Source organism: Aurantiacibacter zhengii (genome assembly GCF_003584125.1).
Classification (GTDB): Bacteria; Pseudomonadota; Alphaproteobacteria; order Sphingomonadales; family Sphingomonadaceae; genus Alteraurantiacibacter; species Alteraurantiacibacter zhengii.
In genome coordinates, this window is sequence record NZ_QXFL01000001.1 from 644,615 (window position 1) to 658,529 (window position 13,915).

The 13,915-nt window shown below is 63.5% G+C and carries 14 protein-coding genes; 12 read left to right on the forward strand and 2 right to left on the reverse strand.

What is annotated here, in order from left to right; all coding sequences use genetic code 11:
* Positions 1–14: 14 nt before the first annotated feature.
* Together D2V07_RS03230 and D2V07_RS03235 are read right to left on the reverse strand one after the other, a co-directional pair.
* The gene (locus tag D2V07_RS03230) at positions 15–1,394 is read right to left on the reverse strand and encodes a class II 3-deoxy-7-phosphoheptulonate synthase (protein WP_119584608.1); all 1,380 of its coding nucleotides are present in this window, start codon (positions 1,392–1,394) and stop codon (positions 15–17) included.
* Positions 1,395–1,530: 136 nt separating this feature from the next.
* A complete protein-coding gene (locus tag D2V07_RS03235; RefSeq protein WP_119584610.1) occupies positions 1,531–4,470 on the reverse strand; it encodes a M16 family metallopeptidase in 2,940 nt (979 codons plus the stop codon).
* Positions 4,471–4,588: 118 nt separating this feature from the next.
* Here D2V07_RS03235 and D2V07_RS03240 point away from each other — a divergent pair, with 118 nt between their 5' ends.
* The 12 genes from D2V07_RS03240 (at position 4,589) to D2V07_RS03295 (ending at position 13,878) form a co-directional block, all read left to right on the forward strand.
* Positions 4,589–5,170, forward strand: a complete 582-nt coding sequence (locus D2V07_RS03240; protein WP_119584612.1) for a NifU family protein — start codon at positions 4,589–4,591, stop codon at positions 5,168–5,170.
* A gap of 74 nt (positions 5,171–5,244) precedes the next feature.
* Positions 5,245–5,838 (forward strand): malonic semialdehyde reductase, encoded by a 594-nt coding sequence (locus tag D2V07_RS03245; RefSeq protein WP_119584614.1) that lies wholly within the window; start codon positions 5,245–5,247, stop codon positions 5,836–5,838.
* Between the two features lie 26 nt (positions 5,839–5,864).
* The gene (gene tsaB, locus D2V07_RS03250; RefSeq protein WP_119584616.1) at positions 5,865–6,500 is read left to right on the forward strand and encodes a tRNA (adenosine(37)-N6)-threonylcarbamoyltransferase complex dimerization subunit type 1 TsaB; all 636 of its coding nucleotides are present in this window, start codon (positions 5,865–5,867) and stop codon (positions 6,498–6,500) included.
* Positions 6,497–6,952, forward strand: a complete 456-nt coding sequence (gene rimI, locus D2V07_RS03255) for a ribosomal protein S18-alanine N-acetyltransferase (RefSeq protein WP_119584618.1) — start codon at positions 6,497–6,499, stop codon at positions 6,950–6,952. Before tsaB ends, rimI begins: the two co-directional genes overlap by 4 nt.
* A gap of 169 nt (positions 6,953–7,121) precedes the next feature.
* A complete protein-coding gene (locus D2V07_RS03260; protein WP_119584620.1) occupies positions 7,122–7,556 on the forward strand; it encodes a MucR family transcriptional regulator in 435 nt (144 codons plus the stop codon).
* Between the two features lie 92 nt (positions 7,557–7,648).
* Complete coding sequence (locus D2V07_RS03265; RefSeq protein WP_119584622.1) at positions 7,649–8,077, forward strand: Fur family transcriptional regulator; 429 nt, start codon at positions 7,649–7,651, stop codon at positions 8,075–8,077.
* 11 nt (positions 8,078–8,088) lie between these two features.
* Complete coding sequence (locus D2V07_RS03270; RefSeq protein ID WP_119584624.1) at positions 8,089–8,847, forward strand: lysophospholipid acyltransferase family protein; 759 nt, start codon at positions 8,089–8,091, stop codon at positions 8,845–8,847.
* Between the two features lie 47 nt (positions 8,848–8,894).
* Positions 8,895–10,238 carry a tRNA (N6-isopentenyl adenosine(37)-C2)-methylthiotransferase MiaB gene (gene miaB, locus D2V07_RS03275; protein WP_119584626.1) on the forward strand — a complete coding sequence of 448 codons (1,344 nt, stop codon included), beginning with the start codon at positions 8,895–8,897 and terminating at the stop codon, positions 10,236–10,238.
* Positions 10,239–10,353: 115 nt separating this feature from the next.
* Positions 10,354–11,412: a PhoH family protein gene (locus tag D2V07_RS03280; protein WP_119584628.1), complete on the forward strand. Its 1,059-nt coding sequence runs from the start codon at positions 10,354–10,356 to the stop codon at positions 11,410–11,412.
* A 4-nt stretch (positions 11,413–11,416) separates the two neighbouring features.
* Complete coding sequence (gene ybeY, locus D2V07_RS03285; RefSeq protein ID WP_119584630.1) at positions 11,417–11,908, forward strand: rRNA maturation RNase YbeY; 492 nt, start codon at positions 11,417–11,419, stop codon at positions 11,906–11,908.
* Between the two features lie 20 nt (positions 11,909–11,928).
* Positions 11,929–12,879: a hemolysin family protein gene (locus tag D2V07_RS03290; protein WP_119584632.1), complete on the forward strand. Its 951-nt coding sequence runs from the start codon at positions 11,929–11,931 to the stop codon at positions 12,877–12,879.
* Between the two features lie 120 nt (positions 12,880–12,999).
* On the forward strand, positions 13,000–13,878 hold the full coding sequence (locus tag D2V07_RS03295; protein WP_119584634.1) for a LysR family transcriptional regulator: 879 nt from the start codon (positions 13,000–13,002) through the stop codon (positions 13,876–13,878).
* Positions 13,879–13,915 lie beyond the last annotated feature (37 nt).

Genomic DNA, 13,915 nt, shown 5'->3' on the forward strand with positions numbered 1-13,915 from the left:
GGGGACAGGAAAGCCTACTCTGCCGCTTCGCGCGCTTCGCCAAGTTCGAGATTGATCATCTCGGCCAGCATGAACGACAGTTCCAGCGCCTGCGCGGCGTTCAGTCGCGGATCGCAATGGGTATGATAGCGATCGGCGAGGCCAGCATCGGTAATGGCCACCGCGCCGCCAGTGCACTCTGTCACGTCCTGCCCGGTCATTTCGACATGGATGCCGCCAGCGTGGGTGCCTTCGGCGCGGTGAACCGCGAAAAAGCCACGCACTTCGGACAGGATGCGGTCGAAAGGCCGCGTCTTGAAGCCGCTTTCGGACTTCACGACATTGCCGTGCATCGGATCGCAGCTCCACACCACCGGGTGGCCTTCGCGCTGGATGGCGCGCACCAGCGGCGGCAGGCCGTCCTCGACCTTGCCCGCGCCGAACCGACTGATCAGCGTGATCCGTCCCGGTTCGCGCGCGGGGTTGAGCACGTTCAGCATCTGCAGCAGCGCATCGGGCTCCAGCGAGGGGCCGCATTTCACGCCGATTGGATTGTTGACCCCGCGCAGGAATTCCACGTGCGCGCTGTCCATGAAGCGGGTGCGGTCCCCGATCCACAGCATGTGGGCGGAGGTATCGTACCAGTCGCCGGTCAGCGAATCCTGCCGCGTCATCGCCTGCTCGTAAGGCAGCAGCAGCGCCTCGTGGCTGGTGTAGAAGGTCGCGGTCTTGAGCGATTGCTGCTCTTCGATATCGATTCCGCAGGCCTCGATGAAGTCCAGCGCCTCACCAATGCGGTCGGCGATCTGCTTGAACTGACCGGCCCACGGGCTGCGGTCCATGAAATCCAGCGTCCAGCGGTGGACTTCGCGCAAGTTGGCGTAACCACCGCCCGCAAAGGCGCGCAGGAGGTTCAGCGTCGCCGCCGCCTGTGAATAGGCGCGGACCATGCGCTGCGGATCGTTACGGCGCGATTCGGGCGAGAAGTCGATACCGTTCACGTTGTCGCCGAAATAGCTGGGCAGCGTGATGTCGCCCTGCGTTTCGTAATCGGAACTGCGCGGCTTGGCGAACTGGCCCGCCATGCGCCCGACCTTCACGACCGGCATCTTGCTGGCGAAAGTCAGCACCGCGGCCATCTGCAGGATCACGCGGAAGGTATCGCGGATATTATTGGGCGTGAATTCGGCGAAGCTTTCCGCGCAGTCGCCGCCCTGCACCAGAAAAGCCTCCCCCGCAGCAACCTGCGCCAGGTCGGCCTTCAGATTGCGGGCTTCACCGGCAAACACCAGCGGCGGAAACCCGGCCAGCGTGCCCACGGCCTCTGCCAGGGCGTCCGCGTCTTCGTACTTTGGCAGGTGCTTCGCGGTGAAACGGTCCTGCTTCCAGCTATCGGGTGTCCAATTGTCTGCCACGTATCCACTCGTTCATGTCGCCCGCTCCCCGCCGGGCCGAAAAGTCCAAAAGTGTCGGGGAGCCACGGCTCCTACAGTCAGGCTTGGCGGGGCGCAAAGGTTACATGCGAAACGGGCGAATGCGAACTTTGGCGTGTCAGCGGCCCGACATTGCCTCCCCGCCAGACGCGCCACCGTTTTCGGGCAGCACCGAGATACGCAGCCCCGGACGTGCCGCCAGATATCGCTGAGCCAGTGCCTGCAGTTCCTGCGGGGTCGCGTCGGAATAGTCGCTGTAGAGCGACTGCAGGTAAATCGCCCGGTTGCGATCGAAGGCAGCGCCTTCCAGCTGGTTGAGCCAGAAGGTATGGCCGGTGCTGGCGCGCTCTATGCGCTGGCGAACCGGTTCCACCACGCGGGCCAGTTCGTCCGCCGTCGGTCCGTTTTCGGCAAGGTCGGCGACAATCGTCTCCGCCTCTTCATAAAATGCCGGGACAAGCGCGGGGTCGATCTGCGCGAGGGCGAAGATAAGCCCACCCGACTGCGTGTCGAGCGGCCAGCTGGAGGTGACGAAGGGCGAATAGGCCGCCCCCGCGCGCTCTCGCAGACCGTCCATCAGGCGGTTGGAAAAGACCTGGGTAAGGAGATCGAGCTTGCGGCTCTGCACCAGTCCGGCAGACCCGCCCGCCGTGGGCCAGGCGATGACGGCAGCGGCCTGGTCGGAATCGCCCTGGTGGGTCAACCGAACGGGGCCACTACCAATTTCGGGAAACTCCAGCGGGCGGCTGGCGATGTCCTCGCTCAGCGGCATGCGCGGATCGAGCGCGCCGAAGGTGCGGGACAGTGCCTCCACGGTTGCGGCGCGGTCAATGTCGCCAAACACGGCCACCTCGACCGGTCCTTGCGCGAGGAGGCGCGACCAAGTGCGGCGGAACCCTTCGGCAGTAGCGGCCTCGATCTGGTCCGGCGTCGGGGTTGCAAAACGCGGATCACGGTCACGCAGCAGCCAGTCCAGATCGCGGTTCAGCACCCCGTTGGGATCGCGGTTGTACGATTCGTAACCCAGCAGCGCGCTGGCCTTGGCCCGCTCGAACGGTGCCGGATCCCAGCCCGGCATCTGCAGCTTGGCAGCGAACAGATAGAGCTGGTTCGCCAGGTCTTCCTGCCGGGTCAGCCCTTCGAACACGAAGGCGCCGTCCTCGATCCGGAAATCGAAGCCAAGCTTGCTGCCTGCCGCAGCGCGGTCAAGGTCGTTCTGATCCAGCGGGCCGACGCCCGAATTGACCAGTGCGATGGGAGCAAGGTGGGCATAGGCCGCCTCGTCATCGTCGAACCCGCGCCAGCCTGCGCCGAAGCGGACACGCACGGTGACGCGGCCCGGCTCGTTGTTGCGACCGAACAGCAGCGCGCGCACACCGTTGTCGAATTCCAGCTTTTCCACGTCCAGCACGCCCAGCGGTTCGCGCAAGGAGGGAAGCGTGGGCTCCCCGATTTGCGGCAGGTCGGCAAAGTCGATGGGTTCGGCATCGTCACGCGCATCGGCCAGCGCCACGGCGGGCGATTGCAGTGCGGCGCGCAGTTCAGCCTTGTCCGCATCCAGCGGATCGGGCGTCAGCATGATGGCGCGGATGACCTCGCCATCGAACAGGCCCTGCGTGGCCTCCTGCACCTGCTCCGGCGTGAAGCGTTCGCTGATGGAGCGGAAGACTTCGAGGAAGGTCTCCGGACTGGCAACAGCCTCGCGAATGTCGACGGCCTGCGTAATCTGGTCTGCCAGCTGCGATCCGGCCTGGATACGCGACTGTTCCACCATGTCCACGAAGGCGACATCGAACAGGGCGACAGCCTGGTCGATCTCCGCCTGGCTGGGGGGATGGTCCAGCGCATCGGCGATCACGCCGCGCACATCGGCCAGCGCCGCCTCCCAGTTCTCACCCAAGGGAGTGATCGAAACGAAGGTGCCATCCACCGTGCGGCTGATCTTGTCCCGCCCGACGGAAGCGAGCAGGTAGCTGCCCCCTGCCCGTGCGCGGGTCTCCAGCCGCCGGTTCAGCACGGCAGAAGCGACCTGCGATAACAGGTTGCGGCGGTTGTATTCGAGGTTGTCGACCACCTGCACCCACGGTCGCATAACGGCAAAGGTCAGAGCGCGGGTCTGGCCGGGTTCGACGATGATTTCCACCTCGCCGACCGGATTGTCGGGATCGGCACCAGCGGGCGCGACGGGATCACCAAAGTCAGGCGCGGGCACGGGTTCGCCCGGCACTTCCCAGTCGGCGAAATATTTTTCAACCATGCTGGCGAGCACGTTCACATCGGCATCACTAACCAGCACGACGGTGGCGTTTTCCGGACGATACCAGCGCTGGTGGAAAGCCTGCACCGCTTCGGCAGAGGCCCCTTCCAGCGTCTCCACCGTGCCGATGGGGCTGCGGTTGGCAAGCCGCTGTCCGGCGAACAGCGTCTGCGCCGTCGCCTCCTGCACGCGGCGCGCAGGACCGGCCCGTTCCCGCCGTTCGGAAAGCACGATTGGCACGTCGGTCGCGACATTGTCGGCCGAGAGCGTGGGCTGTGTCACCATGCCGGTGAACAGGCGCACGGCATCGTCCATGCTGGCACGCGTCGCATTGGGAAGGTCCAGCTTGTAGACCGTTTGCGTCGGGCTGGTGGTGGCGTTGGTATCATTGCCCAGCGCCGCGCCCTGCCGCTGGAAGTGCGGGATGGCCTCGCCCGATCCGAAATAGACCGACTCGCGAAACACCAGGTGCTCCACCAGGTGGGCAAAGCCGCGCTCTTCCTCGCGCTCGTTGATCGAACCGGCATCGATGGCGACACGCAGGCTCATCTGGCAGGGCGGAACCCCGTTCTGCCGCACCGCGTAACGCACGCCGTTGGGCAATTCCCCGAACAGCCACTGTTCGTCGATGGGGATGTCGGTGCCGCGATAGATCCACGGATCGTCCGGCTCTGCATATTCCGGCGCGTCCGCCTGGGTTGCCGCAATCGTGCAATTGGCCTGGAACTGCGCAAAGGCAGGCGTTGGGGCAAGCAGGACTAGCGGAAGAAAAGAAAGCGCGGCGCGCGAGAGAAATGTCATGCTGTCCCTTAGGCCATGAAGCGATGAAGCAAGGGTGAATAGTCGTGAAGAAAGCCTTGCGCCACCCAAGCGGTTCCCGCCCTTGCGGGTGCCCCGCCCCGCGCCTACATCGCACAGCATGTTCATCGAAACCGAAACAACGCCCAATCCTGCCACGCTGAAGTTCCTTCCGGGCCAGCAGGTGATGCCGTCCGGCACCCGCGATTTCGCCACGCCGGAAGAGGCCGAGGCCAGTCCGCTGGCGCAGGCTCTGTTCGACACAGGCGAAGTGACCGGCGTGTTTTTCGGCAGCGACTTCGTTTCCGTCACCGCCGCGCCGGGCGTCGCCTGGGCCGACCTGAAGCCGCAGGTCGTGGCCGTGCTGCTGGACCATTTCGTGTCGCAGGCGCCATTGTTCACTGGCGGTGATGCCAGCGGCATTTCCGTGCCGCCGGAGGACGAGGAAGCCGATCTCGGCGATGACGAGGGGACGGAAGAGATCGTCGCGCAGATCAAGGAACTGATCGAGACGCGTGTGCGCCCCGCCGTTGCCAACGATGGCGGCGACATCCGCTATCGCGGTTTCCGTTCCGGCGTGGTGTACCTGGCAATGCAGGGCGCCTGTTCGGGCTGCCCCAGTTCCACTGCCACGTTGAAGCACGGGATCGAGGGATTGCTGAAGCACTACGTCCCCGAAGTGCAGGAAGTGCGCGCGGCCTGATTGCGCTGCGATTGAACGATTGCGCGCCTCTCGCGTTGGCTGGGTGAAACCAATCCACCGGAGATAATCCCCCCATGACCGACACGCTTTCCGATTCCGACCTCGACCTGATTTTCCGCGAAGCGCGCAGCATGAATGGCTGGCAGGACCGCGAAGTCACCGAGGAGCAGATCCACGCCATTTACGAGCTTGCGAAAATGGGGCCGACTTCGGCCAACCAGCAGCCGGGCCGTTTCGTGTGGTGCAAGTCGAAACAATCGAAGGAACGCCTGGCAAAGTGCGCCAGCGAGGGCAATCAGGATAAAATCCTGACCGCTCCCGTCTGCGTCATCATCGGTTACGACCTCGACTTCCACGAGCACCTGCCGTGGCTGTTCCCGCATACGGATGCGAAGAGCTGGTTCGAAGGCGACGAGGAAGGCCGCCGCGAACACGCGTTCCGCAATTCTGCCCTGCAAGGTGCCTACCTCATGCTGGCGGCACGGTCGCTGGGCCTCGATTGCGGCCCGATGTCGGGTTTTGACCAGGATGCGACGACGAAGGAATTCTTCGCCGACCAGCCGCGCTACCGTGCCGACTGGCTGTGTTCCATCGGCTATGGCGACCGCACGACCATCTTCGAGCGCAGCCCGCGCCCCGATTTTGACCGTTTCAACCAATTGATCTGATCGCAAACGCCCCCTAACCGGGGTGGGTGAGAACGCTTGCGATAGAATGTGCGACAGAGGCCTGCTCTGCGGCCCTGTTCGATGGTTCCGCACTGGTCGATGGCCGGTGCGAGACCATCGGACGCGGCCATGCCGAGCGGCTGGTGCCCATGATCGCCGAATTGCCTGGCAGAGGGCGTGCAGACCGCATCGTGGTCTCGCTTGGTCCTGGAAGCTTTACCGGAGTTCGGATCGGACTTGCCGCCGCCCGCGCCCTTGGCCTTGCCTGGGGTGTGCCTGTACTGGGTTATCCGACGCTCTACCTCGTGCGTGCGCGCGGCAGCGAGGTGCAGTCCGGCGCAGTCACCGTTTGCATGAACGGCGGGCACGGCGAATATTTCGTGCAGAACTTCGCTGCCGAGGGAACCGCGCAGGACGAAGTGCGCTCGCTTCCCCCTGAACAGGCTGCGCAGGCCGCCCGGCACCGGGTGATCGCGGGTAACAGGGCGCAGGCAGTGGCAGACCTGCTGGACGGGGAGGTGCTGGCGCTGGAACTGCTGCCAGATGCCAATTACGCCTGCCTGCTGGACGATGCCTACCTGTCCCCCGACCTCACCCCGATCTATGGCCGCGGCCCCGATGCGAAGGTGCCGATGCCCAGGGTACGAGGGCGCGACCTGTGACTGACGCGCTGGATGCCATCATGGCCGTCATGGAAGACGCCTTCGATTCGCAGTATGGCGAGGCATGGACACGCCGCCAGGTGGCGGATTCGCTCACCTTGCGGAACGTATTCTTCACGCTGATCAATGCAGACGGCACGACCGATGGCGAGCCCGAAAAAGTGAGCGGCTTTGCTCTCACTCGCCAGGTACTCGACGAGGAAGAAATACTGCTTATCGCCGTGCGTCCGTCGTGTCGCGGGAATGGCGTAGGAAAACAGTTGCTTGCCGAAGTCATTGATCGCGCCCGAGCCAGAAATGCCGCACGCATTTTTCTTGAAATGCGCGACGGAAATCCGGCCGAGCATCTTTATCGTCGATTTGGTTTCGAAAAAATCGGCCATCGTCGCGGCTATTACCGCGGCGCTGTAGGCGGACCATTGGATGCCATTACTTTTGCGAAAGATATTTGAAGAAAGCACTTAAGTAAGCGCAATCTTAATACGATTTCCTATTCGCGACCTTTTTTTCCGGAATTTATCTACCGAAACCCTTGTGAATACTCTGTGAAGGCGTAAATGCCCCGCATCCTTCCCGGCAAGAGGAAGGTTGAATAACGGGTCCCGCAATACAGAGGTACACATGGAAGTTTCCGAAAACGGCGCGAATGAAATGCTGATCACTTTGACAGCAGACATCGTTACCGCCCACGTCGCCAACAATAATGTCGATGGTGAAAGCCTGCCGAAACTGATCGAAACCGTCTATGGCGCGCTTTCCGGTCTCGGCAACGAAGAAGTCGTCGAAGAACGCCCCGAGCCTGCCGTTTCCGTGCGCGCTTCGGTAAAGAACGATCATCTCGTTTGCCTGGAAGACGGCAAGAAGATGAAGATGCTCAAGCGTCACCTGATGACCGATCACGGCATGACGCCGGAAGAATATCGCGAGCGCTGGAATCTGCCTGCCGACTACCCGATGGTCGCACCGGATTATGCGGAAAAGCGCCGCGAGCTGGCGAAGAAGATCGGCCTCGGCCGCAAGCCCGGCCAGAAGCGCGGTCGCAAGAAGGCCAGCTAATCCCCTGAAGTCGGCGCAACTGTCGCGCTTGAGTGAAACGCCCCGGGCCTTTATGGCTTCGGGGTGTTTTCATTTTTTTGGCGGGACTTGCCTTGCATCAGCAGATCGACCTTGAAGCCCTTTGCGCCGAACGCGGCCTGCGGATTACCGACCAGCGGCGCGTAATCGCGAAGGTGCTGTCGGAGAGCACCGATCACCCGGACGTGGAAAAGGTGCACGAGCGGGCCAGCGCGGTCGATCCCAAGATCTCCATCGCCACCGTATACCGCACCGTGCGCCTGTTCGAGGAGGCAGGTATCCTCGATCGCCACGACTTCGGCGATGGGCGCGCCCGTTACGAAGCCGCGCCGGAAGCGCACCACGATCACCTGATCGATGTGGAAAGCGGCAAGGTCGTGGAATTCGTCGATCCTGAACTCGAGGCTCTGCAAAAGCAGATCGCAGAGAAGCTGGGCTATCGCCTGGTCGATCACCGCATGGAACTTTACGGCGTGCGGATCGACCGCGACAACAAGAGCTGAGACCGCACGGCATGGCACCCGCTGTGGCCCCACCTGCGGCGACCGCCATATCGCCGCTGGGCTGGTTGCTGATCGCCTTGCGCATATCCATCATGCTGGTCTTGCTGGTGGTATGCGTTCCCCTGCACTACCTCTGGAAAGTGCTGGGTCTGCGCCGTTTGTGGCCGCGTGTTTTCCTGTCCGGGGTGGGCATGGCCGCCGGCCTCGACCTGCGTCGCCACGGCAAGCGGCAGCCGGGCGCGCTGCTCCTTTCGAACCACGTGAGCTGGCTGGATATCTTGGCGTTGTCCCACGCTGCCAACAGCGCCTTCATCGCGCACGACGGGCTTGCGCAATTCGGTTTCCTGAAATGGCTGTGCAGCATGAACGACACCGTCTTCATCGCTCGCCATCGCCGGTCGGACGTCGGCAACCAAGCCGACCAGATCCGCGAGGCACTGGCCAATGACGGAACCCTGACGCTGTTTCCCGAAGGAACGACGAGCGACGGCACCGCGATCATTCCCTTCAAGTCCAGCCTGCTCGGCGCGCTGGAGCCGCTGCCGGAAGGCGCGACGGTGCAACCGGTCGCACTGGTCTACGACGATGCGCCGGAAGTCAGCTGGGTGGGCGAGGAGCCGGGACTGGACAATTTCAAGCGCGTGCTCGCGCGGTTAAGGCCCGTGCGGCTCGACGTGCATTTCCTGCCGCCCGTCAGCGGCGACGATCTTGCCAACCGCAAGGCCATCACTGCGGCGGCCCATCATGCCATCGGGTCGGTCGTGAATTAGCGGGGCAATTGAACCGAGCCCGCACTTCGCCTAAGAGCGCGCGCATCATGAAACCTACCGACACCCCCAAGACCTACAGGGTCAAAAGCTTCGGCTGCCAGATGAACGTCTACGATGGCGAGCGCATGGCCGAACTGCTGGAGGCCAAGGGCATCACTCCCGCGCCCGAAGGCGAGGCGGCGGACATGGTGGTGCTGAACACCTGCCACATCCGCGAGAAAGCGACGGAGAAGGTCTATTCCGACATCGGCAGGCTGGTGAAATCCGGTGCCGAAGCAGGGAAGGAACCGCTGATCGCCGTCGCGGGCTGCGTGGCGCAGGCAGAGGGCGAGGAGATCATGAAGCGCGCGCCTGCCGTGGGCATGGTGGTGGGCCCGCAGGCCTACCACCGGCTGGGCGACATGCTCGATCGTGCGGTAAAGGGCGAACGCTCCACCGATACGGACATGCCGGAAGATGCCAAGTTCGCAGCGCTTCCCAAACGCCAGAAGGTGTCGCCCACGGCTTTTCTCACCGTGCAGGAAGGGTGCGACAAGTTCTGCACCTATTGCGTGGTACCCTACACGCGGGGCGCGGAGATTTCGCGCCCGTTCAGTGACCTGGTTGATGAAGCTGCGAAACTGGTGGACGCCGGAGCGCGCGAGATCACCCTGCTGGGGCAGAACGTGAATGCCTGGAGCGGCGAGGACGCGAAGGGTCATGCGGTTGGCCTCGACGGCCTGATCCGGGAACTGGCCGGGCTGCCCGACCTGCAGCGCATCCGCTACACCACCAGCCACCCGAATGACGTGACCGACGGCCTGATCGCCGCGCATGGCGAAGTCGACAAGCTGATGCCCTACCTGCACCTGCCGGTGCAAAGCGGCAGCGACCGCGTCCTGAAGGCGATGAACCGCTCACACACGGCCGAGAGCTATCTCAAGCTGCTCGAACGCTTTCGCGCGGCGCGGCCGGACATTGCGCTATCGGGCGATTTCATCGTCGGCTTCCCGGGTGAGACCGAGGCGGAGTTCGCACAGACGCTCGATATCGTCGATGCGGTGGGCTACGCGCAGGCCTTCAGCTTCAAGTACTCCCCCCGCCCCGGAACGCCCGCCGCCAGCATGCCCGATCACGTGGCGATGGAGGTGATGGACGAACGGCTCCAGCGCCTGCAGGCGCACCTGAACCGCGACCAGTATGCCTTTAACAAGGCGAGCGTTGGCAAGACCTGCGACGTGCTGATCGAGCGCAAGGGCCGCAAGCCGGGCCAGTGGCTGGGCAAGTCGCCGTGGCTGCAGTCGGTGTTCTTCGACAGCGAATTGCAGATCGGCGACACCGTGCGCGCCGAACTGGTCCACGCCGGTCCCAGCTCCCTCCAGGGGCGGCTGCTGGAGCACGCGGTCGCCTAGCCTGTTGTTGCGTAACGGTGACTTTCCACCGCCATCTTGACCTGTCCAGCTTGCCAGCGCGCGGGTGAAGCCTATCTTTGCCCGTAGCCAATCGAAAGGAATCGCCAAGAGCCGCATGGCACGCAAACCTCCCCGTGACGCCGGCGACAATGCCGCCACGATCGCCCATCCCGAACAACGACGCGACGCCTCAAGGCGTGCCAGGGTGGAGGTTTCGTTCGATGACCAGACCACGCTTGGCGCATTGTTCGGGGAATTCGACGCCAATCTCGTACAGATCGAAAACCGCCTGGGCGTCTACATCGCCGCGCGCGGCGACACGGTTTCCATCGAGGGTACGGAGGACGATGTCGCCCGCGCCCGCGATGTGCTTGTCAAACTGCACGAGAAGCTGCTGACGGGTGAGGATATCGATGCCGGCGCGATCGACGCGCTGATCACCATGGCGGACCAGCCACTGCTCGATGGCATTGTCACCGGCGCGGCCAAGGGTCCGCCGATCATGATCCGTACCCGCAGGAAGACGATCACGCCGCGCAGCAATATGCAGGCGGACTACATGCGCCAGCTGAACAGTCGCGACATGATCTTCGCATTGGGGCCAGCGGGCACGGGCAAGACCTATCTGGCCGTCGCGCAAGCAATCAGTCAGCTGATCACCGGCAGCGTGCAGCGCCTGATCCTTTCGCGCCCCGCGGTCGAGGCTGGCGAGAAGCTGGGCTTTCTGCCGGGAGACATGAAAGACAAGGTCGATCCCTACCTTCGCCCGCTTTACGACGCGCTTTACGATTGCATGCCGCCCGAGCAAGTGGATCGCCGGCTTGCCAGCGGAGAGATCGAAATCGCACCCATCGCCTTCATGCGCGGTCGCACGCTGGCCGATGCCTTCGTCATCCTGGACGAGGCGCAGAACACCACGCGCGAGCAGATGAAAATGTTTCTCACCCGTTTCGGCCAGAACAGCCGCATGGTGATTTGCGGCGACCCGCGCCAGGTCGACATTCCCGGCGGTGATCGCATGAGCGGCCTTGCCGATGCAGTGGAGCGCGTCGAGGGGCTGGAAGGCATCGGTGTAACCCGGTTCACCGCCGCCGACGTGGTGCGCCACCCCATCGTGGGCCGCATCGTGGAAGCCTACGAAGGCCCGGCGGAAGGGCGCGGTCACGCCGACTGATCCCTTGGAACTCGAAATCGACATCGAAGAGTGGCCGGCAGGCGACTGGGAGGCCCTGGCCGATCGTGTAGCCGAAGCCGCGCAGCAGGTAGCGCCAGAACTCGCCAACCCGCGCCTTGTCACCAGCCTGCTGTTCACCAGCGACGCGCACGTGCACGAACTCAACCGCGAGTGGCGCCAGCGCGACAAGCCCACCAACGTGCTCAGCTTTCCAATGCTGGAGCGCGGCGATCTCGTCCATCTCGACCCTGACGAGGGGCCGCCTGAAATGCTGGGCGACATCGCCCTCGCCCACGAAACCTGCGCCCGCGAAGCCGAGGCCAAAGGCGTGGCGCTGGAGCATCACGCCGCGCACCTGATCCTTCACGGCCTGCTCCATCTGGCTGGCCACGATCACGAAATTTCGGACGAGGATGCGGAGAAAATGGAAGCGCTGGAAGTGAATGCGCTTGCACTAATGGGGATAGCCAACCCATATAGCGAAACCAGTTCCTGAACGGAGAAAGTAACAGGGCAATGCCCGATAGTGACAGACCTGACGATTCCCAGACCGGAGAATCGGAGAGTAGCAGCGGCGCCAGTAGTTCGGGGGGGCTATGGAATGCCATCCGCGGACTGTTTGACGACCAGGGCGACACCAGCCTGCGCGCGCAGCTGGAAGAAGCAATCGACGAGCACGAGGACGAGGCTGCGAATGGCCGCGATCATCCTTCGAAGGGGGACCTTTCCTCCGTCGAACTGACCATGCTGCGCAACCTGCTGCATTTCAGCGAGCACGATGCCGACGACGTGGCAATTCCGCGCAAGGAGATCATCGCAGTCGAGGCGACCGTGCCGTGGAAGGAGATGGTCGACCTGTTTGCCGAACACGGCATCTCGCGCATGCCCGTCTATCGAGACCAGCTGGACGACGTGATCGGCATGATGCACCTGAAGGACGTGTTCGCCTATCTCGCCAGCGGTAAGGAGCCGCCTTCCGACTGGACCGTGCTGATGCGCCAGCCGCTCTACGTGCCGCAGGCCCGCGGTGCGCTGGACGTGCTGGCCGACATGCGCCAGCGGCGCGTACACCTGGCCATCGTGGTAGACGAGTTTTCCGGCACCGACGGCATTATCACCATCGAGGACCTGGTCGAGGAAATCGTCGGCGAGATCGAGGACGAGCACGACGAGGCCCCGATCGAGCAGGTCGTCGCCGTGGATGTCGGGGTCTGGGATGCCGATGCCAGCGTAGAGCTGGACGATGTCGCCAAGGTTGTCGGCGATCCGGCCCTGGCCGAGGTGGAGGAGGCAGTCGACACGCTGGGCGGCCTTGCCTTCGTGCTGGCAGAGGAAGTGCCGCAACCCGGCACGATCCTGGACCATCCCAGCGGCTGGCGGATCGAAGTCACCGCCGGGGATGAAACGCACGTCACCCGCCTGCGGCTTCATGCGCCGGTCCGGGAAGAGAGCCTGGAAGACGCCTGACAGCCATCAGAGTGACAAGTTCCTCGTCCTGCACACTTTTTTGGTGCAGTGCGGCAAAAACTTGCCCCCCACTGCAAATTCGGTCTCGACAGAGGCCGGTTTTCTATCGAGATTGCATAAATGCGCCGCCTGCCCCCACTTCGCGCCTTGGAAGCGTTCATTCGCGTGGTCCGGCTGGGGTCGGCGCGCTCTGCCGCCAGTGAACTGGGGTTGAGTCCGTCGGCTTTGTCCCGGCGAATCAGCAACCTGGAAAGCTTCACCGGGCGCAAGCTGTTTTCACGCTCTGGCCAGACCATGCGGCTGACCGACGAGGGCCGAGTCTTTTACGATGCCGTCGCCCCGCACCTGGAATCGCTGGCGGCGGCAGTGGAGTCGCAAAGTGAAAGCCTTCAACTGATGCGCCTGCGGCTGGGCGTGATGCCGCTGTTCGGCACGCAGCGGCTGTTCCCGCGCCTGAACGAACTGCGCAAGGTTCATCCGCGCCTGCATCTGGATATCGACACCGGGCCGCATCTGGTCGACAGGGTGGGCGATACGCTGGATGCCGCCATCACCCTTACCCACATGCCCGATCGTTCGCTGTATTCGATCCAGCTGGACCAAAATACCGTGCACGCCATCGCCAACACCGATCTGGTCGCCGAACTGGGCGAAAACCCAGGTATCGAGGCGCTTTCGCGGCAGACGTTCCTGCTGCACACGGACATGGTGATGAGCTTCGATGCGTGGAAAGCGGCGCTGGGGCTGGAGAAGCTGCAACCGGCCGCTATCGATCACTACGATTCAGGCCAGCTTATCCTGGAGGCGGCGGCACAGGGCATGGGCATTGCCGTAATGCACGACGATCACCTTAACCGCATCAACGATCCGCGCCTGGCCCGCCTGTTCGACAAGGAGATCGCGAGCCCCTATTCGTACTGGTTCGTCTGTCGTCCGGCAGACCTGGAAGCGCGGCCCGTGCGTATTTTCCACGACTGGGTAAGAGACGCCGGTCTCTAGCCGGTGCCATTCAAGGACCGGAAATGAAAAGGGGCGC